The organism is Allopontixanthobacter sp., from assembly GCF_034376665.1.
Lineage (GTDB): Bacteria > Pseudomonadota > Alphaproteobacteria > Sphingomonadales > Sphingomonadaceae > Allopontixanthobacter.
The window spans coordinates 27,118-49,047 of sequence record NZ_JAXMJI010000060.1 but is presented as its reverse complement, the minus strand read 5'-3'; the positions used below and the strand labels follow the sequence as shown (position 1 = coordinate 49,047).

Below are 21,930 nucleotides of genomic sequence, written 5' to 3'. Positions count from 1 at the left end.
GGTAGTACACGGCGTGCGAGTCTTTTTCGCCAAAGATGGCCACGAGCACGTTGGCGCCGGTCACTTCCTTCTTGCCGGATGACTGCACATGCAGGATCGCGCGCTGGATCACGCGCTGGAATCCGGCCGTGGGCTGCGGATCGGCGTCGTCCTCGGTTTTCAGCGACTGGTATTCCTGGTCGAGATATTGCTTCACCACCGATCCGAGTTCCGCCAGATCGACCCCGCAGGCGTTCATTACCGCCTGAGCGTCGCTGTCTTCCACCAGCGCCAGCAGCAGATGTTCCAGCGTGGCGTATTCATGCCGCCGGTCGGACGCATTGGTCAGCGCGTTGTGGAGGGTCTTTTCGAGGTTCTGGGCAAAACTGGGCATCAGCTGTCTTTCCGCGGGAGGCCGGCCGCCGATTGTGCGGCCGTATGCTTGGTGGGGCAGGCGTTCCCGCCATCGGCGTTGGCGGGCGGCCCTGCATCATTGAACCCAATATGGTGCCTTGCCGAAACATTTCGACCCCCCTTGTGGCGGTCTCCGGCAAAAGCGGTCACGGCGCTTTTCCGAACAAGGCGTCGGCCGCGCTTCTCTGGGCGACCGCTTTGTCGCGGTGCCTTTCCACCCGTTCTATTTCGGCCCTCAGCATGGCAATCCGCTCGTCCAGTTCGTGGCGCGAATACGGTGCAAGGTCCTCCGCGGCGAGCTTGCCGGCAGCATCGCCCCGCGGGCGCGGCAGATCGATGTCTTCCATCAAGGCGGAAGATCGCAAGGCTTGGTGCTTGCTGTCAATGGCCGCGGTGTTTAATCCTGCTGCAAACAGGGCGGGATGTAGCGTATAGGTTACAGATGGCCGAGCGCCGGACCGCGCGCAATCAGGGGCGAAAATTGACCGAAATGGCCGGGATCACAGTTCCAGATACCATGCACGCCGCAGGCTTCGACGCGCCGGGCGGCCCCGATGTCCTGCGGATCGAGGAATTGCCGGTGCCGCGTCCGGGCGCGGGCGAAGTGCTGATCCGGGTGGCCTATGCAGGCGTAAACCGACCCGACGTGATCCAGCGTCAGGGCTTCTATCCCGCGCCGCCGGGTGCTTCGCCGATACCGGGGCTGGAAGTGGCCGGCGAAGTGGTCGCGACGGGCGATGGCATCGAACAGCGCCCACTGGGTCAGCGGGTCTGCGCATTGGTGACCGGCGGGGGCTATGCCGAATATTGCCTCGCGAAATACGCGCACTGCCTGCCGGTTCCCGGCGATCTGTCGCTCGCCGAAGCGGCGGCGCTGCCCGAAACGCTGTTTACCGTATGGCACAATGTGTTCGAGCGCGGTTGGGCGTGCGAAGGCGAGACTCTGCTGGTGCACGGCGGGACCAGCGGGATTGGTACCATGGCGATCAAGCTGGCCAGACTGTTCGACCTGACGGCCATCGTCACCTGCGGCAGCGAGGGGAAATGCGATGCCGCGCGGGTGATCGGGGCGGATCATGCGATCAATTACCGGACGGAAGATTTCGTCGAGCGAGTGAAAGCAATTACCGGCGGCGCCGGGGTGAACCTCGTCCTCGATATGGTGTCGGGCGATTATGTGCCGCGCAACCTTGCCTGCCTTGCCGAAGACGGCCGCCATGTGACGATTGCGGTGCTTGGCGGGATGAAGGCGGAGCTCAACATGGCGCAGATCATGGCGCGGCGCCTGACCCTGACCGGGTCGACCCTGCGCGCCCGGACCGACGCCTTCAAGGCCGCCGTTTGCGACGAGATTGCCCGCACCGTCTGGCCCTTCGTGGAAAACGGGAAATTGCGGCCGGAAATGGACCGGACATTCCCCCTCGCCGCCGCCGCAGCCGCCCACGCCCGGATGGAAGCGGGCGAGCATATCGGGAAAATCGTGCTGGAGATGTGACATGAGCTACCCCCTTTTGCGTGTTGCCCGTGATTACGCCCGTGTCGATGTGCGCAAAGGGCACGGCGCGGCACGGTGGCAGGACATGGAGCCGGTCTTCTCCGGACCGGCGGCGGCGGGGACGGAATGGAAGGCCGGCGAAGGGGAGAAACTGGCTGCGCGCCACTGCCTGTGGCCGAGCGATCCGGATTCTACGTTGTCACAGCCTTACAAGGTATCGGGCGTCAGCGGCCTCGGGACCGGACAGCCCGAAACTCTGGTGTTCCCGTCCGGAGTTGGCCAAGCCGAAATTGTCCCGATCCTGCACGAGGACCTGCGCAGCGGTAATTGCTACAAGATCAAGCTGACCGCCGCTCTGCTCGGCCTTCCGCTGGAAACCCGCCAATACGATATTATGCAGGGCGAAACGCGCACGCCGGAATTTCTCGGGTCGGTCAACAGCCATGGCCGGATACCGGTGCTGCAGGTCGGGGACTGGTTCCTGCCGGAAAGCAACGCCGCCTGCTGGTATCTTGCGGCCGGCAGTCTGCTGGTTCCGCAAGACCGGTTTGCCCAGGCGGAAACGCTGCGCTGGATGTTCTTCGAACAATACAGCCACGAACCCAACATCGCCACGCTGCGGTTCTGGCTCCAGTTCGTGGGCGAGGCCAGCCTCACCCCGCAGCAGGTCTCGCAGATCCTGCCCAAGCGGATCGCCGGAACCGATGCGCTGGCGCGGATGGACGAACATCTGGACGGGCGCGAATGGTTCGTTGGCAGCGGCCCGACGCTGGCCGATATCGTGCTCTATGCCTACACGCACGTTGCGGAGGCGGGCGGCTTCCCGCTGCACGACTACCGCCATGTCTGTGCCTGGCTGGACCGGGTCGCTTGTGTTCCGAAATTTGTGACAATGGGCTGACGAACACCGGCTGAACGACGCCGAACGGTCACCGAACGGAGATTCGCACGTAACAAATACCTGCCATTGGTGCCGGGCGATACCAACGCCCGGAGAGTTACCATGGCCGCAGACCGCGCATTACCGTTTCCCGCCGACATTCTCGGCAATGTGGCAAGCTTTCCGGACATCAAGCCCGCCATTCCCGAGCCGTCGGAAGGGCACCGGCAGCGGTATCGCACGATCTGGATCAGCGATGTCCATCTCGGCACCAAGGGCTGCAACGCCGCCCTGCTGATCGATTTCCTCGACCATACCGACAGCGACACGATGTATCTGGTCGGAGACATTATCGACGGCTGGCGGCTGCGGAAAAAGGTCTACTGGCCGCCAGAGCATAACGACATCGTCTGGCGGATCCTGAAACGGGCCCGGCGCGGAACCCGGATCGTGTATATTCCCGGCAATCACGACGAGATGGTGCGGCCGTTTGCGGGAATGAATTTCGGCGGGGTGGAAATTCTGCGGGCCGCGTTTCACGACACCGCTGACGGGCGGCGGCTGCTCGTGCTGCATGGCGACGAGTTCGACACGATCATGCTGGCGCACCGCTGGCTCGCCTTCGTCGGGGACGCGATGTACCACCTGATGATGGGGCTCAATATCTGGGTGAACCGGGTCCGGCGCGCCTTCGATCTGCCCTATTGGTCGCTGTCCAAGATGGCCAAGCACAAGGTCAAGAATGCAGTGGAATTCATCTCCCGCTACGAAGAAGTCGTTGCCCGCGCCGCGGCCGAACGCGGAGTGGACGGGGTCGTCTGCGGCCATATCCACACCGCCGAAATCCGCAATTTCGTGCAGGACGGCACATCGGTCGAATATTACAACGACGGAGACTGGGTGGAGGGCTGCACCGCATTGGTGGAACATTTCGACGGGCGGATGGAGCTGCTGCACTGGCCGGACGAAATCGCCCGGCGTGACGCAAAAAGGAACACCGCGCCCGCGAAAGTCGCCGCATGAGCCGGATGTCGGGAGTCCCTGCGGAAGAAGCCATCGCCGATCCGTTCCCCACCCGCCTCGCCATCGTCACCGACGCCTGGCTTCCGCAGATGAACGGAGTGGTCCGCACGCTTACCGCCACCGTCGCTATCCTGCGCAGATGGGGTCACGACGTCACGATCATTTCGCCCGAACAGTTCCGCTCGATCCCCTGTCCGACCTATCCGGAAATCCGCCTCGCGATCGCGCTGCCCGGCGCGGTTTCGCTTCGGCTGGCGAGCCTTGCGCCGGATGCGGTGCATATCGCCACGGAGGGGCCGCTGGGTCTCGCGGCGCGGCGTTACTGCCTGGCGGCGCGGGTTCCCTTCACCACCGCCTACCACACCCAGTTCCCCGACTATGTTGCACGGCGCACCCATCTGCCGCCCAGCTGGTTCTGGCGCTACATCCGCTGGTTTCACGGCCCCGCCGAACGAATCATGGTGGCCACCGAAAGCATCCGCGGCGAATTACGCGGGCAGGGGCTAAACCGGCTGCATCATTGGGGCCGCGGGGTCGATCTGGATTGCTTTACCCCCGATGCCCCGGTGCCGCCGGAATTCGCCGATTTGCGCCGCCCGATCCAGCTCTATGTCGGGCGGGTCTCGGTCGAAAAGAACCTCGAGGCGTTCCTCTGCGGAAAATATCCCGGCACCAGGGTAGTTGTCGGCGATGGCCCGGCCCGCGCTGCGCTGGAGCGGAAATTCCCCGAGGCACTGTTTCTCGGCAAGCGCAGCGGCCGGGAACTCGCCGGGTGCTACGCCGGCGCGGACGTGTTCGTCTTTCCCAGCCGGACCGACACTTTCGGGCTGGTGATGATCGAGGCGCTGGCCTGCGGCACGCCGGTGGCCGCATTCCCCGTCCCCGGGCCGGTCGATATCGTGGACGAGCGGGTCGGTGCCCTGTCGGAGGACCTCGACCGCGCCATCGCCGCCGCGCTGTTCAGCCGCCGCAGCGATTGCACCGCGCGGGGCCGGGAATTCACCTGGGAGGAAGCCACACGGCAATTTGCTGCCGGTCTGGTGCCACTGGCGGAGGAATTGCAGGTCGCCGCCTAGACCGAAGCCGGAGCCGAAGCGGAGGAGCCCGCGCCAATTCTCTTGCCGAAACTCCGGCGATGCCCTAAATCAATCCGCGTACGGCCGCTCCGCAAGGGGCGGCCCTTATATTTTCTACTTCATTTTGGTCCCGGCAACGGGCGGAGAAAACCATGGCCGATCAAGTCAAACCCCTCATGCCGCACGCGACCGCCACCTGGCTGGTGGACAATACCGCGCTCGGGTTTGACCAGATTGCCGAGTTTTGCGGCATCCACATTCTGGAAGTGCAGGCGATGGCGGATGATCTGGCCAGCACGAAATACACCGGCCGCGATCCGGTCCATGCCGGCGAACTGACGCTGGCGGAGATCGATCGCGGGCAGGCCGATCCGACCTACAGCCTCAAGATGCAGAAGGCACCCGTCGCCGTCGGCCGTACCAAGGGTGCGCGCTACACACCGGTTTCCAAGCGCCAGGACAAGCCCGACGGCATCGCGTGGATCCTGCGCAACCATCCCGAATTTTCCGACGCGCAGATTTCCAAGCTGATCGGCACCACCCGCAACACGATCAACGCGATTCGCGACCGGTCGCACTGGAATATCCAGAACATCCAAGCGAAAGACCCCGTCACGCTCGGCCTGTGCTCGCAGCGCGAACTCGACGCTGCGGTAGCGAAATCCGCCAAGAAGATCGTCCCGGCCGAGGGCGAGGTACCGGAAGCCCCCGCCGCCGTGGGCAGCAGCGACCGCGAGAAGCTGATCGAGGAACTGCGCGCCGAACGCACCGCCAACGTCAAGGCCGCTTCCGAAGCGGCGCAGGAAGCCGAAGCGGCCGCATGGCTCGAAGCCAAGCGCGCAGCCGAAGCCGGTGAAACTCCGGCGGAGGACGGCACCCCGCCTGCCGCCTGAGCGCCAAACTGCTTGCCCCGAGCGGCACCTTACGCCATTGAATTGACATGGATGTAAGTATCGAAAACTACCAGCACCCGTGCGCGTGGGACATGGAGATCGAAAGCGTTCCGCTGCCCGATCTGTTTGCGCGCAGCACGCAGGCCGCGCCTTCCGCCCCGCTCGCCGACTTTCTCGGGCGCACCTACAGTTACGCCGACTTGTTTGCCGAGGCGCGCCGCTTTGCCGCAGGGCTGCAGGCCGCGGGCATTGCCAAGGGGGACCGGGTCGGCCTGTTCCTGCCCAATGTGCCGATCTACATTTCCGCCTATTACGGGGCGATGATGACGGGCGCGATTGTGGTCAATTTCTCGCCGCTCTACAGCCCCGACGAACTGGCGCAGCAGGTCGAGGATTCGGGTACACGAATCCTGGTCACGATCGATGTCGCCTCGCTGCTGCCGAACGCCATCAAGGTGCTCGAAGCCTCGTCGCTGCAACGCGTGGTGGTGGGCCGTCTCGGGGATATGCTGCCGCTGGCCAAGCGGATTGCGCTGAAACTGCTTGGCCGCAAGCAGATCGTTGCCATTCCTGACCGACCCGACGTCAGCACGTGGACTGCCATGCTCGGCGGCGATGATCCGGTCCCGGTAGCGATCGATCCGGACCGCGACCTGGCGCTGCTGCAATATACCGGCGGCACCACCGGCACGCCCAAGGGGGCAATGCTGACCCATGCCAATCTGGCGGCGAACGCATTGCAGGTGGACGCTATCGATCCGTTCGAAGGCCGGGACATGATCCTCGGCGTGCTGCCGATGTTTCACGTCTTCGCCAACACCTGCGTCCTCAACCGCACGGTCGCGAAGGGCGGCTGCATCGCCCTGTTGCCGCGGTTCGACGCCGGGCAGGCGCTGAAAGCCATCAACCGGGTGAAGCCCACCGCCTTTCCCGGTGTGCCGACGATGTATCAGGCGCTGCTCGACCATCCGAACTTCACGAAGACCGATTTCTCGTCGCTCAAGATCTGCATTTCGGGCGGAGCACCGCTGCCCGCGCCGCTGCGCGACAGGTTCGAGGCGGTCTCGGGCGCGCGCCTGGCCGAAGGCTACGGCCTGACGGAAAGCGCCGGGGTGGTCTCCACCAATCCCTATGTCGGCACGCGCAAACCCGGAACCATCGGGCAGGTCCTGCCGCAGACGCGGGTCCGCCTGCGCGACAAGGAAGACGTAAACCTGCCCGCTGCGGACGGTGAACCCGGCGAGCTGGTGGTCCGCGGCCCGCAGATCATGCAGGGCTACTGGAACCGACCAGACGCCGCGGCGACCGCCTTCGTGCAGATCGACGGCGAGCCGTGGCTGCGCACCGGGGACATCGCGGTGATCGACGAAGAAGGGTTCATCGCCATCGTCGATCGCAGCAAGGACATGATCGCAGTCGGCGGGTTCAAGGTCTTCCCCAGCCGTGTCGAAGCGGTCCTGCTGGAAAATCCGGCGGTGAAGGAAGCTCTCGTGATCGGGGTGCCCGACGCGTACCACGGAGAGCTACCGGCAGCCTATATCACTCTCAACGATCCCGCAGACCTGGACGGCCAAGGCATCACCGATCCGGCATTGCTGACCGCCTGGCTCAACAGCCGGGTGGGCAAGCATGAACGGGTCAAGGAAATCGTCATCCGGGACGAATTGCCCAAGACCATGATCGGCAAGCTGGACCGCAAGGCCCTGCGCGCGCAAGTGCTCGGTTAAGCCGAACGCCGGACTGAACCGGCCGCTGGCAATCAGCCGGCGAGGGTCAGCTTGGGTTCGTCGCCGCCATTCTTCGGATCGGTGTTCCGCTGATCGGATTTGGCAGCCGGAGCGGTCTTTGCCGTGCGGGGAGCGAAGCGGCCCTCGACCGAAGCGCCCTGTTCGATGGTCAGAGCATCGTAATGCACGTCGCCGTCGATCCGGGCGGATTTGAGGATCACCAGCTCGCGTGCGGAAATGGAACCGGTAACGGTGCCGGAAAGACGCGCGCTCTCGGCCTGAATAACGCCTTTCACGACGCTGCCTTCGCCCTGGACGAGCGAGGCGCAGGTGATGTCGCCTTCGACATTGCCGTCGACGTGGAGTTCGGTCGATGCGGCGACGTTGCCGGTAATGGTCACGTCCGAGCCGATTACGGAGAAGGTGGAATTTGAACTTGCCATTGATTTGGTTCCCATGTTCGCGGGGGGTGTGAAGATGGTGCGGGGTGCCGGATTAGGTGCCGGATCGGACTTCCTTGAGAACATCGGGAGCATACTCCAGAAAAGGGCGCGGGTTTACGGCGCGATTGTTGATACGCACCTCGAAATGAAGGTGCGGGCCGGTGGATCGGCCAGTGCTGCCAATGGCGCCAATCACATCGCCTGCGGAAACCTGCTGCCCCACCTTTGCGGCATACCTCGACATATGGGCATAGCGGGTCAACAGGCCGTTGCCGTGGCGAACTTCCACGACCTTGCCGTAGCCGGATTTCTGCCCGACAAAGCTGACGCGGCCGTTGGCGGCGGCATGAATCGGCGCACCCGTCTGGCCGCGGAAATCCAGGCCGGCATGCATGGCGCCCCGGCCGGTGAAGGGATCGCGGCGGAAGCCGAAGCCGGACGTGATATTCTCGACTCGCGCCGGCATCACTTGCGGCAGACCGTCCAGCCCGCGTTCCAGCGCCGTCATCCGCGCGAGACTCAGTCCGAGCCGTTCGAAACGGGGGTCGATATCACCGTCCGCCCCGGTCGACAGAAGTTCGAGCGGACCACCCATTGCGGACCGCTCGGCAGACCGCAGCATCACGCCGGGATCGAGGCCCAGCTTGCGGATTGCCGCGACCGCCCGGTCGGAACGAAGATCGGCATAGCGCGTCAGCCGCTCCACGAAAGCAAGCTGCCGTGCCTCGATCCGGGCGAGGGCGGCCGCTTCAGGGATCAGCGCGCTGACCTTGGAAACGGTTTGCGCCGCCTCGCTGGTAGAATCGGACACCGTGTCGCCTTCCGGCCTTGCGGTCTTGGTATCGGCGGGCAGGCTGGAAACCATGGCTTCGATGAAGGCCTGGCGTTTCGTCAGGTCGTCGGTAACCGCGCCCAGATCGCTGCGGTAAGCCGTGACGCGTTCTTCCGATCTGGCCACCTTGGCTTCGCGTTGCAGCAACGAAGAGATATCGGCCTGCGCCCGGTACTGCGCCCAGCCCATCAGGGCCATCGACACAGTCCACGCGAGCAGGGCCGCGAGCGCGGTTCCTGCGGCGATCATCTGCAATTTCGAGGAAATCTTGATGAAACGCACCTGCCCCTGCGACCGCATGAAGAATTCACGGTCGGGAAACCAGGTACGAATGCGGCTAAGCCATCCACCTGCGGATATAATGATGTTCAAGGCGACCCCACGTCCATATTTTATATCTGTGTTCTTTTGTGAGCGGCGGGCTAACACGCGAATCGGGCGGGGTCGAATCCGGCCAACCCCGGAAGGGGCGAATCGAAGTAATCGCGGGACGAATTGAAGAATCATTGCGCGAATCGCAAGAATCGGCGGAACAATCAGGCCGCGAGATCGTTAGGCGGGCCGATTCTCGAGAACCTCCTGACAATTGCGGGTGCATTTGCTACCCTGCGGTCATGACCAGTACTGAAGCCACCACCGCCCCGCGCCCTGAAGTCCGGACCGCTCACAGCGAACCGACTGAACTCATCGGCGACCTCGCCCGCGCTGGGCGCGCGGCGCAGAGCCGCCTGGCCCGTCTGTCCGGCCCTGAAAAGGCGCACGCACTTCAACTCGCCGCCTCCAGCCTGCGCAATGCCGAGGCGGAGATACTCGGCGCGAACGCGCAGGATGTGGACGCCGCGCAGAAGGCCGGATTGAGCGGCGCCCTGCTCGACCGGCTGACCCTCGATGCCGCGCGGATCGAAGGCATTGCCAGCGCGGTCGAAGCCGTGGCGGCGCTGCCCGACCCGGTAGGACAGACAATCGACCGGACGGAGCGGCCCAATGGCTTGGTGCTCGAACGTGTCCGGGTGCCGATCGGATTGCTCGGGATCATTTACGAGAGCCGTCCCAATGTGACCGCCGACGCGGCTGCGCTGTGCGTCCGGGCGGGCAACGCGGTCCTGCTGCGCGGGGGCAGCGAGGCGGTGCGTTCTAACCGCGCGATCCATGCCGCGCTGGTCCGCGGCCTTGTGGAAGGCGGGGTTCCCGCCGAGGCAGTACAACTGATCCCGACGCAGGACCGCGCCGCGGTGGGCGCGATGCTGGCAGCGGCAGGACTGATCGACATGATCATTCCTCGCGGCGGCAAGGGACTGGTGGCGCGGGTGCAGGCCGATGCACGGGTTCCGGTCCTCGCCCATCTCGACGGCATCTGCCACACCTATGTCCATCATGCGGCCGATCCGGCGATGGCGCGCCAGATCGCCTATAATGCGAAACTGCGGCGCACCGGCATTTGCGGGGCGATGGAAACCCTGCTGCTTGACACGCAATTTCCCGAATCGGCGGCTTTGCTGGGCGATCTTCTGGACGGCGGCTGCGAGGTGCGGGGCGATGCGCGGGCGCGTTCGATGGATGCCCGGATCAAGGCGGCCTCTGCGGAGGATTGGGACACCGAATATCTCGAAGCCGTTCTCTCGGTTGCCGTGGTCGACGGACTCGGCGACGCAGTGAATCATATCGCCGCCCACAGTTCGGGCCATACCGATGTCATCGTGACGGAAGATGCTACGGTGGCCGAAGAATTCCTTGCTCTGGTCGATTCGGCGATCGTCATGGTCAATGCGTCCTCGCAGTTTGCCGATGGCTGGGAATTCGGGCTGGGGGCGGAAATCGGCATCGCCACGGGCCGACTCCACGCACGCGGGCCGGTCGCGCTGGAAGGCCTGACTACCTATAAGTGGCTCGTGCGCGGCAGCGGGCAGGTCCGCCCGTAACGCGCCCTTGGCAATGTAAATTCAGGGAAATCCAGCATCATGCGCTACAATCGTCTTGGAAATACCGGCCTGTTCGTATCGGAACTGTGTCTCGGCGCAATGACCTTCGGCGAAGGCGAGGGGATGTGGAAGACGATCGGCGGCCTCGATCCGGCGGGGTCGAACGAACTGATCAAGGCCGCGGTGGACGCCGGAATCAACTTCATCGATACCGCCAATGTCTATTCCGGCGGCTTGTCCGAGCGGATCACCGGACAGGCGCTCAGGGATCTGGGCATCGCGCGCAAGGATGTGATCATCGCGACCAAGGCGATGGGGGCGATGGGCAAGGGGGTCAACGACAGCGGAACATCCCGGTATCACCTGATGAACGAGATCGACGCCAGCCTGGAGCGGCTGCAGTTGGACCATGTCGACCTGTACCAGATCCATGGCTGGGATCCCGCTACGCCGATGGAAGAAACGCTTCGTGCGCTCGACGATATCGTCAGGTCCGGGCGCGCGCGGTACATCGGCGTGTCCAATTGGGCGGCGTGGCAGATCGCCAAAGCGCTCGGGATTTCGGAACATCGCGGACTGGAGAAATTCGCCTCGCTGCAAGCCTATTATTCGCTGGCCGGGCGCGATCTGGAGCGGGAAATCATTCCGATGCTGAACAGCGAAGGGCTGGGTCTGATGGTCTGGAGCCCGCTCGCCGGTGGCTTCCTGAGCGGGAAGTTCACTCGCGATTCGGAAGGGGAAGGCCGCCGCGCCGACTTCGATTTCCCGCCGGTTGACAAGGACCGGGCCTATGATGCGGTCGAGGCGATGCGCCGGATTGCGGAGGCAAAGGGCGCAAGCGTGCCGCAGGTAGCGCTGGCCTGGCTGCTGGCAAAACCGGCGGTCACGAGCGTGATCATCGGGGCACGGCGACCGGACCAGCTTGCGGACAATCTCGGTTCGGTGGACATCGATCTGACCGCCGAAGAGATGCGGATGCTGGACGAACATTGTGCGCCCACGCCGGAATATCCCGGCTGGATGCTGGACCGGCAGGGCGAATACCGCCGCAAGGCCATGGCCGGGAAAGAGCCGTCCCGATGACGCAGCGCAGCCAGATGAATTGCCCGCCTTGACGATTCGCATCGGCTTGCTGGGGGGCAGCTTCAATCCCGCGCATGGCGGACACCGCCGGATCAGTCTGTCGGCCCTGACGGCGCTCGGTCTGGACGAGGTCTGGTGGCTCGTCTCGCCAGGCAATCCGCTAAAGCCGACACAGGGCATGGCACCGCTCGCGGCCCGGGTGAAATCCGCGATCGCGCAGGCGCGCCGCGCACCGATCAAGGTGACCGCAATCGAGCGGGAATTGAATACGCGTTACACGGTGGATACCCTTCGGGCGCTGCGCCGCCGGTATCCGAAGGCGGAATTCGTCTGGCTGATGGGCTCGGACAATCTGGCGCAGTTCCACCGGTGGAAGGATTGGCGCGGTATAGCGAAAATGATGCCGATTGCGGTAATCGCGCGGCCGGGCTATGAAGGGAGTGCTGTCGCAAGCCCCGCGATGGCCTGGCTCGGACGTTTTCGTATGTCCGCCGCCAGATTCAGACAAAGGGGCGAATGGAGCGCACCGGCACTGGTGACATTGCGTTTCGATCCCGATTCTCGCTCGGCGACGGCAATCCGCCGCTCCGAACCTGAATGGGCATCGCGCCTGTCGCCGATTCCACCGCGCGACCAGATTACCCACCACCCCATAGAAACGGGCCCCATAGTGTTGCAGGACAAGGCCGAAGCGCCGTGAACGGTGCCCGGACGCAGGCCTGCAAACACGCACAGGAGAAATGATTACGCCTATGACCCAGGCGCACACACCCTCGGCCGATAATGGCCATTCCGCAGGTTCCCACTCCGCAGGTTCGCCATCTGCGAGCTCCATGTCCGTGTCCGATGGACTGGGCGAAGACGCTGCACCCCCGGTTCCCGGTTCACTCCACGCCCTGATCATGGACCAGCTGGACGAAGACCAGGCGCAGGACGTTGTCTCGATTCCGCTGGCCGGAAAATCGTCGATGGCCGATTTCATGGTGATCGCGTCGGGCCGCTCCACGCGGCAAGTCGCCTCGATGGCCCAGAAACTGGGCGAAACGGTCAAGAAGGCCGGCCACGGACCCGTGCGCCTGGAAGGCCTGCCTGCCGCCGATTGGGTGCTGATCGACGCCGGTGACGTCGTGGTGCATTTGTTCCGGCCCGAAGTCCGCAGCTTTTACAACCTGGAACGGATGTGGGCCTTTGGCGATGCGCCTCCGGTTTCGGGGCTGACGTCCGGGACCGCGTGATCACGCGCACATTCCGCCGATAATCCGCCGTGTTGCTAAGGGTTATTGCGCGCGGCAAGATCGCCCGGTCGCCCGAGGCGGATCTGGTTGCTCGCTATGAAAAGCGGCTCGGCTGGCCGTTTGCGCTGACCGAATTGCCCGAAACGGGCGGCAAGGTCCCCGATCCCCAGACGCCCTGCCGGACCGTCCTGCTGGATGAACGCGGACGCAACCTGACCTCCGAGGAATTTGCCGCAATCCTTGGCGAATGGCGCGACAGCGGCGTTCGCGAAGCGCGCTTCGTGCTCGGCGCAGCCGATGGCCACTCCGACCGGGAACGGGATGAGGCCGATCTTCTGCTGGCCTTCGGCAAGGCAACCTGGCCGCATCTGCTGGCCCGCGCGATGCTGCTGGAACAGCTGTACCGGGCGACCACGATTTTATCCGGCCATCCCTATCATCGCTCCTGATTATGGGGCACACTGACGTCACGATGTCACGCAGCAGATCCCCCGCGCTGAGGCCGCTGGCTATGGCCGCCGCCTTGATCGTGCCGGGATTGGCCTTTGTGGCCGGGTTTTCCGGCCTCGCCCAGACCAGCCAGACCTTCACCAGCGTGGAAGAAACACAAACCGCCTTGCAACGCGCGCTGACCCAGGCAGCGCAAGCCGAAGCGCGCGGCCAGCGGCTCGAAGCGGAGGCCGCCTCCGCCACCGAGCAGGCTGAAAGAACCGCGCGGGAAGCCGCCGCACTGGCGGCCCGCATCCAGCAGGCGGAAGCAGGCATTGCCGTAGCCGACGCGCGCATCGCCCTGATCGCCGGCCAGCGCGCCCGGCTCGACCGGCGCCTGGCGCAGCGGCGTGAACCGCTGGTCCGCCTGACGGCGGCCTTGCAGAAGATGGCACGTCGTCCGGTGGCCCTGTCCGCCTTGCGGCCCGGATCCCTGCGCGAAACGGTGTATCTGCGCGCCATGTTTGAAACGACCATACCGCAGGTGCAAAGCCGTACGGCCGGTCTGCGCGCGGAGATAGACCGCAGCCGCCAGCTGGAGACTGCCGCCCGTCAGGCCGCTGCCGGGCTGCGCAGCAGCGAAGCGGAACTGGTGCAGCGGCGGAGGAATCTGGCGGCACTGGAAGCGCGCCAGCGGCTCGCCTCGCAAAGCGCCCGCGGGGATGCCGCCCGCGAGAGCGAACGCGCGCTGGCCCTGGCGGAGGAAGCCCGCGATCTGGACGCGCTGGTTGGCCAACTTGATGCAGAAGCCACTTTGCGCCAGGAACTTGCCGCGCTGCCCGGCCCGGTTATGCGGCCCGGCAAGCCGGGCGATGCCCGCGTAAGCCCGTCAAGCCGGGTCCCCGCCGCGATCGCAACTTCTGCCACTCCGGGCCGATATCAGCTGCCCGTAAACGGCCGGACGGTGACCGGGTTCGGGGCCCGGTCGGAAGCGGGCGTTTCCAGCAACGGCATCGCCCTGGCCGCCCGCACGGGTGCGCAGGTGGTCGCCCCTGCCGCCGGGCGGGCCGTGTTCGCCGGTCCCTACCGCGGCTATGACCGCATCGTGATCATCGACCATGGCGGCGGCTGGACCAGCCTGGTGACGGGCCTTGCGCGAACCGATGTGGAGGTTGGCGATGTGCTGGTCGGCGGCAGTCCGCTGGGTGTGGCGGGCGGCGCAAGGCCGGTGGTCTCGCTCGAATTGCGGCGGCAAGGCACGCCGGTCAACCCGCTCGAATATCTGCGCTGACATCGGGCCGCACAGGCCCTTGTTCCCCGGCGAGGCAATCCTCATCTGGCGTTAAGCCGCAACGCGCGATAGTATGCGGCTCTACGAAAGGCCGAATCCTTTATGAAACTCGCCGCCAGGTCCCGCTCGATACTTCGCTCCGCCGCGCTGGTTACGGCGGTTGCCCTGATCCCGGCCACCACCGCGGGCCTCGCGCAGGTCGATGGCCGCGCCGGTCCCGAGTTCGGCAAGCTTTTCGCCGTCTACCAGCGGATCCAGGCGAGCTATGTCGAACCGGTCGATGACGAAAAGCTCATTCGCGGCGCGATCGACGGGATGCTGGCGTCGCTCGATCCGCATTCGGCTTACCTCGACGGGGCCGACCTCGAGCGGCTCGAGACGATGATCGACGGCAATTATTCGGGGCTCGGCCTGTCGGTCATCATGGAAGAAGGGGCGGTCAAGGTCATCTCGCCGTTCCGCGGCAGCCCGGCCGAAAAGGCGGGGATCAAGGCGGGCGATTACATCACACACCTGAACGGGAAACTGATTTATGGCGGCGATCTGAACGACGCGGTCAACCAGATGCGCGGACCTTCGGGCACCAGCATCGACCTGACCATTTTCCGCACCGGGCGCGAAGAGCCGTTCGACGTGTCGGTAACCCGCGGTGTGATCGAACTGGAACCGGTCACCTACAAGCTGGAAGCCGGCAATCTCGGCGTGATCACGGTCAATGAATTCTCCCGCGACGTCGGCGCGGATGTGTTCGCCGCTTACGAAGCCTTGCGCAAGCAATCGGCTGGACGGCTCGGCGGGCTGATCCTCGATCTGCGGTCCAACCCGGGCGGCTCGCTCGATGAAGCGGTGGCGCTGAGCGACCTGTTTCTCGACCGCGGCCGGATCGTGTCGCAGCGCGGCCGGGCACGGGGCGAAACGATCCTCTACGATTCCGAAAGCATGTTCCGCGGCCAGATCGCCGAGAACGTCCCGATGATCGTGCTGATCGACGCAGGCTCTGCCTCCGCGTCCGAGATTGTGGCCGGTGCGCTGCAGGATCACCGCCGCGCGCTGATCATGGGCCAGCGCAGTTTCGGCAAGGGCAGTGTGCAGACGCTGCTCCCGGTGTCGAACACCAGCGCACTCAAGCTGACTACCGCGCGCTATTACACCCCGGCGGGTCATTCGGTGCAGGAAGGCGGCATCAAGCCCGATATCGCAGTGCCGCAGCTGTCCGATCCCGATCTGGAAAAGCGCGCCCGGATCCAGCTCCGCGAATCCGATCTGCGCGGCCATCTGGTAAACGAACTGGCGCTGGAGGACGATGCACTCGAAACTGACCGGCGCGATGATCCCCGGTTCCAGCGCACTGCGGCGGAATTGAAAGAACAGGGCGTGGAGGATTTCCAGATGTATTATGCGATCCAGACCCTGCGCCGGAGCACAACCGCGTCCGTGGCGCTGAAGTGAATTGAGCGCGATCAGCAAGCCGGATTTCACGCGCGCGATGAAACCAGTCGATCCCGCGACGCTGCTCGCACAGCGGCTCGCCATTGCCGTACCCGCGCTGCTGCTGGGCGGCGCCTATATCTCGCAATACGCCTTCGGACTTTTCCCGTGCGAAATGTGCTGGTGGCAGCGCTATCCCCATTTCGCCGCCCTGGTGCTGGCGCTGGTGGCGGCCTTTGCTCCGGTCCGGCTGGCGGGTCTGCGGCGCGGGGCCATCGCACTGGCGGCCCTCGCAATCCTGGCGTCGGGCGCGATCGGCGGCTTCCACGCCGGGGTCGAATACGGCTGGTGGGAAGGCATCACCGGCTGCGCGAGCCATGTTGCGAGCGGCGGCAATGCGCTGGATAACATCATGAATGCGCCGCTGGTTCGCTGCGACGTGGCCCCGTGGAGCCTGTTTGGAATTTCCCTCGCCGGCTGGAATTTCATCATCTCGGGCGCAGCGGGATGTGCTATACTGGCGCTGCTGTCGCGAAGGAACGCTGCATGAAGGACCCCCGTGCGATCGACACCGACCGGATGATCCGGGTCGATCAGGCCGGCGAATACGGCGCGACGCGCATCTACGCCGGGCAATTGGCGGTAATGGGCGACCGCGGGCCGCATTCGGCGGAAATCACCGCGATGGCCCGGGAGGAAGCCCGCCACCGCGAAATGTTCGACGCGCTGATGGCGCGGCGCGGGGTCCGCCCGACAATGCTGCAGCCGTTCTGGTCTACCGCTGGCTACGCACTCGGTGCGGCCACCGCGCTGATCGGGCCTGAAGCGGCCATGGCCTGCACGGCGGCGGTGGAGACGGAGATCGACCGGCATTATTCCAACCAGCTCGATCAGCTGGAAGCGGAAGGCTGCGATCCGGAACTGGCCGGCATGATCGAGGAATTCCGCGCCGACGAACGCGAACACCGCGACATGGCGCTGGCGTCGGGCGCAGAAAAAGCACCCGCCTACCTGCTGCTGTCGGGTGTGATCCGGGCCGGCTGCCGGGTGGCGATCAAACTGGCGGAACGGATCTGACGTGGCCCGCGGCGTCCGGGGAACATTTTCGGTCCCCTGCGCGCTTCAGTTAATGTTCAGCGCCTTTGGCGCTAGTCTGACACCTGATACATTGGAAACTGGCCAGAGAACCAGCTTGAACAATAGAAAGCCAAGACCATGAAACGCATTTTCGCCGCCGCATTGCTTGCTGCCCCCGCCCTGATCGCGGGTTTCGCCGCGTCCCCCGCCGCTGCGCAGGACGCAGCGGGCGACCAGGTCAACATGGTAATCGTCTATGGCGATGACGCATGTCCCGTATCCACCGAGGAAGTCATCACGGTCTGCGCGCGCAAGAATGAAAACGAGCGTTTCCGCATTCCCGAGAACCTGCGGACCAGCGACGATCCGGCCAACACCGCCTGGGCCGAGCGCGCCGAAAGTTTCGAAATGGTCGGCGCGTTCGGCGCGTTCTCCTGCTCGCCCACCGGCGCGGGCGGCTTTACCGGCTGCACCCAGCAAATGATCAAGGCGGCTTACGGTGAAAAAGACGAAGCTTCGGGCATCCGCTTTGCCCAGCTGATCGCTGCCGCACGTGCGGAACGCCTGTCCACGATCGACGAGGAAGCGGCGGAAACGCAGGCCCGCGTCGAAGTGCTCGAGAAAGCCTATATGGACAAGCTTGCGCGGGAGAGTGAAGGAGCCGTACCGGGCGAGGAAGAGAGCCTGCCCGCTGTAGAGCCGACACAGGACCCTCCCGGCGAGTAAGCGCCCGTCAGCAGGTGCCAGCAGGCAAATTTAACCAATCGCCGCTAGGGGCTGCGGCATGAACTCCGTGCAAAAGATCCTGACAATTTTCGGCACCAGGCCGGAAGCGATCAAGATGTTTCCGCTGATCCACGCGCTCGACCGCGATGACCGGTTCGCCGCGCGGATCTGCGTTTCCGGCCAGCACCGCGGAATGCTCGACCAGGTGCTGGAGATCACGGGCATCGTGACGCACCACGATCTCGACCTGATGCAACCCGACCAGACGCTGGATGCGCTCACGGCCAATTTGCTGACCGGAATCGGACGGGTGCTCGACCAGGAACGCCCCGACCGGGTGGTGGTGCAGGGCGATACCGCTACCGCCATGGCGGGCGCGCTGGCGGCCTATTACCGCAAGATCCCCGTCGCCCACCTGGAAGCGGGACTGCGCAGCGGGAACATCCACCATCCCTGGCCGGAGGAGGTCAACCGCAAGATTATCGGCACCATCGCCGCGCTGCATTTCGCGCCGACCCAAACCGCCGCTGCGGCCCTGAGGCGGGAAAATGCCGATCCCGCAAGCGTCCATGTCACCGGCAACACGGTGATCGACGCCCTGCAATGGATCACCGGCCGTATCGCTACGGAGCCGCAACTCGCCCGCGACCTCGCCCCGCTCGAAGCGCGCTTTGCGGGCAAGCGGATCATCGGTGTGACTAGCCACCGGCGGGAGAATTTCGGCGGCGGGATGGAAGGGATCGCCGAAGCCATCCTGCGCCTGGCTATGCGGGATGATGTCGCGATGATCTTCCCCGTCCACCTCAACCCCAATGTCCGCGAAATCATGAACGAAAGACTCGCGGGCCTCGAGAACGTCGCACTGATCGAGCCGCTCGATTACCCCCATTTTGCCCGGTTGCTGGATATCTGCACCTTGATGCTGACCGACAGCGGCGGAGTGCAGGAGGAAGCGCCCTCGCTGGGCAAGCCCGTGCTGGTGATGCGCGAAACCACCGAACGCCCGGAGGGGATCGAAGCGGGTACGGCGCGGCTGGTCGGCACTGATCCCGATACGATTGTTGCGGAAACGGTGCGGCTGCTCGACGACCCCAAGGCCTATGCAGCCATGGCGCAGGCGCATAATCCGTTTGGCGACGGGAAGGCTGCCGCGCGCATTACGGAACTGCTGGCAAGCGCCTAGGCCCGGCCGACACTCACATATTCGAAACCGGCACTGCGCAAATCGGCAGGCTGGTAGATGTTGCGCAGATCGACCAGCACCGGCGCCTTCGCCAGCAATTTGACGCGGGCGAAATCGAGCGCGCGGAACGCGTCCCATTCGGTGACGATGGCAATCGCATCGGCCCCTTCGATCGCGGCGTAGGCGTCCGATTTCATCACCACTCCGGGCATCAGGGGCGCTGCCAGATCCATACCCTCCGGATCGTAGGCGGTCACTTCGACGCCGACGTCCTGCAACGCCTGGGCGATCGCGATCGCCGGGCTGTCGCGCATGTCGTCGGTGTTGGGCTTGAAGGTCAACCCCAGTAACGCGACCCGTTTCCCGCGCGCCGCATCAAGGCCGCCAATCGCCTCGATGACTTTGCGGCCCATGGCGCGTTTGCGGTGATCGTTGGCCTTCACCACGGCTTCGACGATCCGGACAGGGCTTTCGTAATCCTCGGCCGTCTTGAGCAGCGCCAGCGTGTCCTTGGGAAAGCACGATCCGCCATACCCTGGTCCGGCGTTGAGGAATTTGGGGCCGATGCGCTTGTCGCTGCCAATTCCGCGGCTGACATCCTGCACATTCGCGCCGACTTTCTCGCACAGATCGGCCATTTCGTTGATGAACATGATCTTGGTCGCGAGGAACGCGTTGCCGGCGTATTTGATAAGTTCGGCGCTGCGGCGGCTGGTGAACAGGATCGGGGACTGGTTGAGGAACAGCGGCCGGTAAACCTCGTGCATGATTTCGCGGCCGAAATCTTCCTCGGTCCCGATCACAATCCGGTCGGGGTGCTTGAAATCGCCAATCGCGGCCCCTTCGCGCAGGAATTCCGGGTTGGAGACCACGGCAAACCGGTGCTTCGTGCCGCTGCCGCGCAGGATCCGCTCGACTTCGTCGCCGGTGCCAACGGGCACAGTGGACTTGGTCACCACCACCGCATCATTGGACAGGCTTTCGCCAATCTCCTGGGCCACAGCATAGACGAAGGACAGGTCGGCATGGCCGTCACCGCGCCGCGAAGGAGTACCCACCGCAATGAAAATCGCCGCCGCTCCGGCAATTCCCTCAGTCAGGCTGGTCGTGAAGGACAGCCGACCCGCCTTCACATTGGCGGCGACCAGATCGGCAAGGCCCGGCTCGAAAATCGGCATCACCCCGTCATGCAGGCGGTCGATCTTGGACTGGTCCTTGTCGATACACACCACGTCATGACCGAAATCGGCAAAACAGGCACCCGATACCAGGCCGACATAGCCTGAACCTACCATCGCGATCTTCATGTCATAACTCCTTGTCGTTGAGGGCAGGAACGAGCCTGCATGAGGCAAAGCGGCAGGATTTCAGGCGCATAAAGCGCTGCGAACGTCCGATCAACCGGCTTTACGGATTACGCTTACCTAAATGTTAACTCTCAGGCGCCTAGTAAGGCAGCAGGCTTTATACAGCGGAGGCTACCCCATGCTCGGCGACCAGAAGCCGGAAGTCTGTGTTATCGGACTCGGATATATCGGTCTGCCGACCGCTGCGATCATCGCGCGCGCGAATTGCCAGGTCACCGGGGTCGATGTGTCGGACCATGTCGTCGACACCATCAACCGCGGCGAAATCCATATCGAGGAAGTGGATCTCGACGGATTGGTGCAGGGCGTGGTCCAGCGGGGCATGTTGCGCGCATCGACCCGGATTGTCCCAGCCGACGTCTTCGTGATCGCCGTTCCCACGCCGTTCGCAAAGGACGGCCGGCATACTCCGGACACCTCCCACGTTATGGCCGCAGCCACCGAAGTCGCCGGGGTGCTCAAGAAGGGCGACGCGATCATCCTTGAATCGACTTCGCCGGTCGGCACGACCGAGGCGATGCGCGACCTGATCGCAGGGCTCCGCCCCGACCTCAAGATGCCGGGGCGGACCGCGGAGACACCTGATGTTGCAATTGCCTATTGCCCCGAACGCGTTCTGCCGGGCAAAATTCTCGAGGAACTGACCCATAACGACCGGTCGATCGGCGGGATCACGCCGCGCTGCGCGCGCAAGGCGCTGGCGTTCTACAAGCGGTTCGTCCGCGGCGCGTGCCTGACCACGGACGCGCGTTCGGCGGAAATGACCAAGCTGGTCGAAAACGCTTACCGCGACGTGAACATCGCCTTTGCCAACGAATTGTCGATGATTGCCGACCACATGGGGCTGGATGTGTGGGAAGTGATCAAGCTCGCCAACCGGCATCCGCGGGTCAATATCCTCCAGCCGGGGCCGGGCGTGGGCGGACATTGCATCGCGGTCGATCCCTATTTCATCATGCACGGCGCGCCAGATCATTCACCGCTGATTCGCACCGCCCGCGAAGTGAACGATGCGAAGATGCGCCATGTCATCGCGCAGGCAAGGGAGCTGATCGCGTCCAGCCCGGGCGTTGCGGTGGCTTGTCTGGGGCTGGCGTTCAAGGCCAACATCGACGACTTTCGCGAAAGCCCCGCACGTTTCGTCGCCGCCTCGCTCGCGCGCGAATTCGGCGACCGGATCCGGATCGTCGAGCCCTACGCCGCGCAGCTTCCGCCCGAATTCACCGGCACCGGCGCGGCCCTGATCGATATCGACACGGCACTGGAAGGTTGCGGCATCCTGATAACGCTGGTCGATCACGACGTCTTCCGGGTTATTCCTCCCGAGGAACGCCGCGGCGCGATCGTCTACGACACGCGCGGCATCTGGCCTGATTCCGCCGCAGCGCCCGGAGAGAACCGGTTGCGCCTCGCCAGCTGAACGGCGCCGC

Annotated in this window: 23 protein-coding genes; 18 read left to right on the top strand and 5 right to left on the bottom strand. The window is 64.5% G+C overall.

The window, feature by feature from the left end; translation table 11 throughout:
- Both U0988_RS06380 and U0988_RS06375 read right to left on the bottom strand, forming a co-directional pair.
- Positions 1–373: Clp protease N-terminal domain-containing protein (locus tag U0988_RS06380; protein WP_322291786.1), on the bottom strand; the 373-nt coding region annotated here is incomplete at its 3' end.
- Positions 374–539: 166 nt separating this feature from the next.
- The gene (locus tag U0988_RS06375) at positions 540–740 is read right to left on the bottom strand and encodes a DUF1192 domain-containing protein (RefSeq protein WP_322291791.1); all 201 of its coding nucleotides are present in this window, start codon (positions 738–740) and stop codon (positions 540–542) included.
- A gap of 143 nt (positions 741–883) precedes the next feature.
- Between U0988_RS06375 and U0988_RS06370 the strand changes: the two genes are divergently transcribed.
- From U0988_RS06370 to U0988_RS06345, 6 genes are all read left to right on the top strand, one after another.
- Positions 884–1,888: an NAD(P)H-quinone oxidoreductase gene (locus U0988_RS06370; protein WP_322291790.1), complete on the top strand. Its 1,005-nt coding sequence runs from the start codon at positions 884–886 to the stop codon at positions 1,886–1,888.
- Between the two features lie 289 nt (positions 1,889–2,177).
- The gene (locus U0988_RS06365; RefSeq protein ID WP_416172372.1) at positions 2,178–2,789 is read left to right on the top strand and encodes a glutathione S-transferase family protein; all 612 of its coding nucleotides are present in this window, start codon (positions 2,178–2,180) and stop codon (positions 2,787–2,789) included.
- Positions 2,790–2,891: 102 nt separating this feature from the next.
- Entirely contained in the window at positions 2,892–3,791 is a 900-nt protein-coding gene (locus tag U0988_RS06360; protein ID WP_322291784.1) for a UDP-2,3-diacylglucosamine diphosphatase, read from the top strand.
- Positions 3,788–4,867 carry a glycosyltransferase family 1 protein gene (locus U0988_RS06355; protein WP_322291783.1) on the top strand — a complete coding sequence of 360 codons (1,080 nt, stop codon included), beginning with the start codon at positions 3,788–3,790 and terminating at the stop codon, positions 4,865–4,867. Before U0988_RS06360 ends, U0988_RS06355 begins: the two co-directional genes overlap by 4 nt.
- 152 nt (positions 4,868–5,019) lie before the next feature.
- On the top strand, positions 5,020–5,760 hold the full coding sequence (locus U0988_RS06350) for a DUF1013 domain-containing protein (RefSeq protein ID WP_322291782.1): 741 nt from the start codon (positions 5,020–5,022) through the stop codon (positions 5,758–5,760).
- Between the two features lie 47 nt (positions 5,761–5,807).
- Complete coding sequence (locus U0988_RS06345; RefSeq protein WP_322291781.1) at positions 5,808–7,487, top strand: long-chain fatty acid--CoA ligase; 1,680 nt, start codon at positions 5,808–5,810, stop codon at positions 7,485–7,487.
- A 32-nt stretch (positions 7,488–7,519) separates the two neighbouring features.
- Here U0988_RS06345 and U0988_RS06340 read toward each other — a convergent pair whose 3' ends face one another.
- Positions 7,520–7,930 carry a polymer-forming cytoskeletal protein gene (locus U0988_RS06340; RefSeq protein ID WP_322291780.1) on the bottom strand — a complete coding sequence of 137 codons (411 nt, stop codon included), beginning with the start codon at positions 7,928–7,930 and terminating at the stop codon, positions 7,520–7,522.
- A 52-nt stretch (positions 7,931–7,982) separates the two neighbouring features.
- Positions 7,983–9,062, bottom strand: a complete 1,080-nt coding sequence (locus tag U0988_RS06335; RefSeq protein ID WP_322291789.1) for a M23 family metallopeptidase — start codon at positions 9,060–9,062, stop codon at positions 7,983–7,985.
- Positions 9,063–9,376: 314 nt separating this feature from the next.
- On the opposite strand from U0988_RS06335, the gene U0988_RS06330 reads away from it, so the two are divergent.
- From U0988_RS06330 to wecB, 11 genes are all read left to right on the top strand, one after another.
- On the top strand, positions 9,377–10,681 hold the full coding sequence (locus U0988_RS06330; protein WP_322291779.1) for a glutamate-5-semialdehyde dehydrogenase: 1,305 nt from the start codon (positions 9,377–9,379) through the stop codon (positions 10,679–10,681).
- 39 nt (positions 10,682–10,720) lie between these two features.
- Positions 10,721–11,764: an aldo/keto reductase gene (locus U0988_RS06325; protein WP_322291778.1), complete on the top strand. Its 1,044-nt coding sequence runs from the start codon at positions 10,721–10,723 to the stop codon at positions 11,762–11,764.
- A gap of 34 nt (positions 11,765–11,798) precedes the next feature.
- Positions 11,799–12,464 (top strand): nicotinate-nucleotide adenylyltransferase, encoded by a 666-nt coding sequence (locus U0988_RS06320; protein WP_322291788.1) that lies wholly within the window; start codon positions 11,799–11,801, stop codon positions 12,462–12,464.
- Between the two features lie 133 nt (positions 12,465–12,597).
- Positions 12,598–12,999: a ribosome silencing factor gene (gene rsfS / locus U0988_RS06315; RefSeq protein ID WP_322291777.1), complete on the top strand. Its 402-nt coding sequence runs from the start codon at positions 12,598–12,600 to the stop codon at positions 12,997–12,999.
- Positions 13,000–13,028: 29 nt separating this feature from the next.
- The gene (locus tag U0988_RS06310; protein WP_322291776.1) at positions 13,029–13,448 is read left to right on the top strand and encodes a 23S rRNA (pseudouridine(1915)-N(3))-methyltransferase RlmH; all 420 of its coding nucleotides are present in this window, start codon (positions 13,029–13,031) and stop codon (positions 13,446–13,448) included.
- Between the two features lie 23 nt (positions 13,449–13,471).
- Complete coding sequence (locus U0988_RS06305; RefSeq protein WP_322291775.1) at positions 13,472–14,719, top strand: murein hydrolase activator EnvC family protein; 1,248 nt, start codon at positions 13,472–13,474, stop codon at positions 14,717–14,719.
- A gap of 102 nt (positions 14,720–14,821) precedes the next feature.
- Complete coding sequence (locus tag U0988_RS06300) at positions 14,822–16,168, top strand: S41 family peptidase (RefSeq protein ID WP_322291774.1); 1,347 nt, start codon at positions 14,822–14,824, stop codon at positions 16,166–16,168.
- Positions 16,169–16,205: 37 nt separating this feature from the next.
- Positions 16,206–16,697: a disulfide bond formation protein B gene (locus U0988_RS06295; RefSeq protein ID WP_322291773.1), complete on the top strand. Its 492-nt coding sequence runs from the start codon at positions 16,206–16,208 to the stop codon at positions 16,695–16,697.
- A complete protein-coding gene (locus U0988_RS06290) occupies positions 16,694–17,224 on the top strand; it encodes a demethoxyubiquinone hydroxylase family protein (protein WP_322291772.1) in 531 nt (176 codons plus the stop codon). The genes U0988_RS06295 and U0988_RS06290 overlap by 4 nt, the downstream gene beginning before the upstream one ends.
- A gap of 138 nt (positions 17,225–17,362) precedes the next feature.
- Positions 17,363–17,950: a hypothetical protein gene (locus U0988_RS06285; RefSeq protein ID WP_322291771.1), complete on the top strand. Its 588-nt coding sequence runs from the start codon at positions 17,363–17,365 to the stop codon at positions 17,948–17,950.
- Positions 17,951–18,008: 58 nt separating this feature from the next.
- Positions 18,009–19,133 (top strand): non-hydrolyzing UDP-N-acetylglucosamine 2-epimerase, encoded by a 1,125-nt coding sequence (gene wecB / locus U0988_RS06280; protein WP_322291770.1) that lies wholly within the window; start codon positions 18,009–18,011, stop codon positions 19,131–19,133.
- On the opposite strand, the gene U0988_RS06275 is transcribed toward wecB, so the two are convergent.
- Positions 19,130–20,440 carry a UDP-glucose/GDP-mannose dehydrogenase family protein gene (locus tag U0988_RS06275; RefSeq protein WP_322291769.1) on the bottom strand — a complete coding sequence of 437 codons (1,311 nt, stop codon included), beginning with the start codon at positions 20,438–20,440 and terminating at the stop codon, positions 19,130–19,132. The two genes, wecB and U0988_RS06275, sit on opposite strands and share 4 nt — an antisense overlap.
- A gap of 178 nt (positions 20,441–20,618) precedes the next feature.
- Between U0988_RS06275 and wecC the strand changes: the two genes are divergently transcribed.
- The gene (gene wecC / locus U0988_RS06270; protein WP_322291768.1) at positions 20,619–21,920 is read left to right on the top strand and encodes a UDP-N-acetyl-D-mannosamine dehydrogenase; all 1,302 of its coding nucleotides are present in this window, start codon (positions 20,619–20,621) and stop codon (positions 21,918–21,920) included.
- Positions 21,921–21,930 lie beyond the last annotated feature (10 nt).

Coding starts and splice junctions, on each gene's coding strand:
- U0988_RS06375 (WP_322291791.1), bottom strand. CDS start 740: ATGGAAGACATCGATCTGCCGCGCCCGCGGGGCGATGCTGCCGGCAAG.
- U0988_RS06370 (WP_322291790.1), top strand. CDS start 884: ATGGCCGGGATCACAGTTCCAGATACCATGCACGCCGCAGGCTTCGAC.
- U0988_RS06360 (WP_322291784.1), top strand. CDS start 2,892: ATGGCCGCAGACCGCGCATTACCGTTTCCCGCCGACATTCTCGGCAAT.
- U0988_RS06355 (WP_322291783.1), top strand. CDS start 3,788: ATGAGCCGGATGTCGGGAGTCCCTGCGGAAGAAGCCATCGCCGATCCG.
- U0988_RS06350 (WP_322291782.1), top strand. CDS start 5,020: ATGGCCGATCAAGTCAAACCCCTCATGCCGCACGCGACCGCCACCTGG.
- U0988_RS06345 (WP_322291781.1), top strand. CDS start 5,808: ATGGATGTAAGTATCGAAAACTACCAGCACCCGTGCGCGTGGGACATG.
- U0988_RS06340 (WP_322291780.1), bottom strand. CDS start 7,930: ATGGCAAGTTCAAATTCCACCTTCTCCGTAATCGGCTCGGACGTGACC.
- U0988_RS06335 (WP_322291789.1), bottom strand. CDS start 9,062: ATGCGGTCGCAGGGGCAGGTGCGTTTCATCAAGATTTCCTCGAAATTG.
- U0988_RS06330 (WP_322291779.1), top strand. CDS start 9,377: ATGACCAGTACTGAAGCCACCACCGCCCCGCGCCCTGAAGTCCGGACC.
- U0988_RS06325 (WP_322291778.1), top strand. CDS start 10,721: ATGCGCTACAATCGTCTTGGAAATACCGGCCTGTTCGTATCGGAACTG.
- rsfS (WP_322291777.1), top strand. CDS start 12,598: ATGTCCGTGTCCGATGGACTGGGCGAAGACGCTGCACCCCCGGTTCCC.
- U0988_RS06305 (WP_322291775.1), top strand. CDS start 13,472: ATGTCACGCAGCAGATCCCCCGCGCTGAGGCCGCTGGCTATGGCCGCC.
- U0988_RS06300 (WP_322291774.1), top strand. CDS start 14,822: ATGAAACTCGCCGCCAGGTCCCGCTCGATACTTCGCTCCGCCGCGCTG.
- U0988_RS06295 (WP_322291773.1), top strand. CDS start 16,206: ATGAAACCAGTCGATCCCGCGACGCTGCTCGCACAGCGGCTCGCCATT.
- U0988_RS06290 (WP_322291772.1), top strand. CDS start 16,694: ATGAAGGACCCCCGTGCGATCGACACCGACCGGATGATCCGGGTCGAT.
- U0988_RS06285 (WP_322291771.1), top strand. CDS start 17,363: ATGAAACGCATTTTCGCCGCCGCATTGCTTGCTGCCCCCGCCCTGATC.
- wecB (WP_322291770.1), top strand. CDS start 18,009: ATGAACTCCGTGCAAAAGATCCTGACAATTTTCGGCACCAGGCCGGAA.
- U0988_RS06275 (WP_322291769.1), bottom strand. CDS start 20,440: ATGAAGATCGCGATGGTAGGTTCAGGCTATGTCGGCCTGGTATCGGGT.
- wecC (WP_322291768.1), top strand. CDS start 20,619: ATGCTCGGCGACCAGAAGCCGGAAGTCTGTGTTATCGGACTCGGATAT.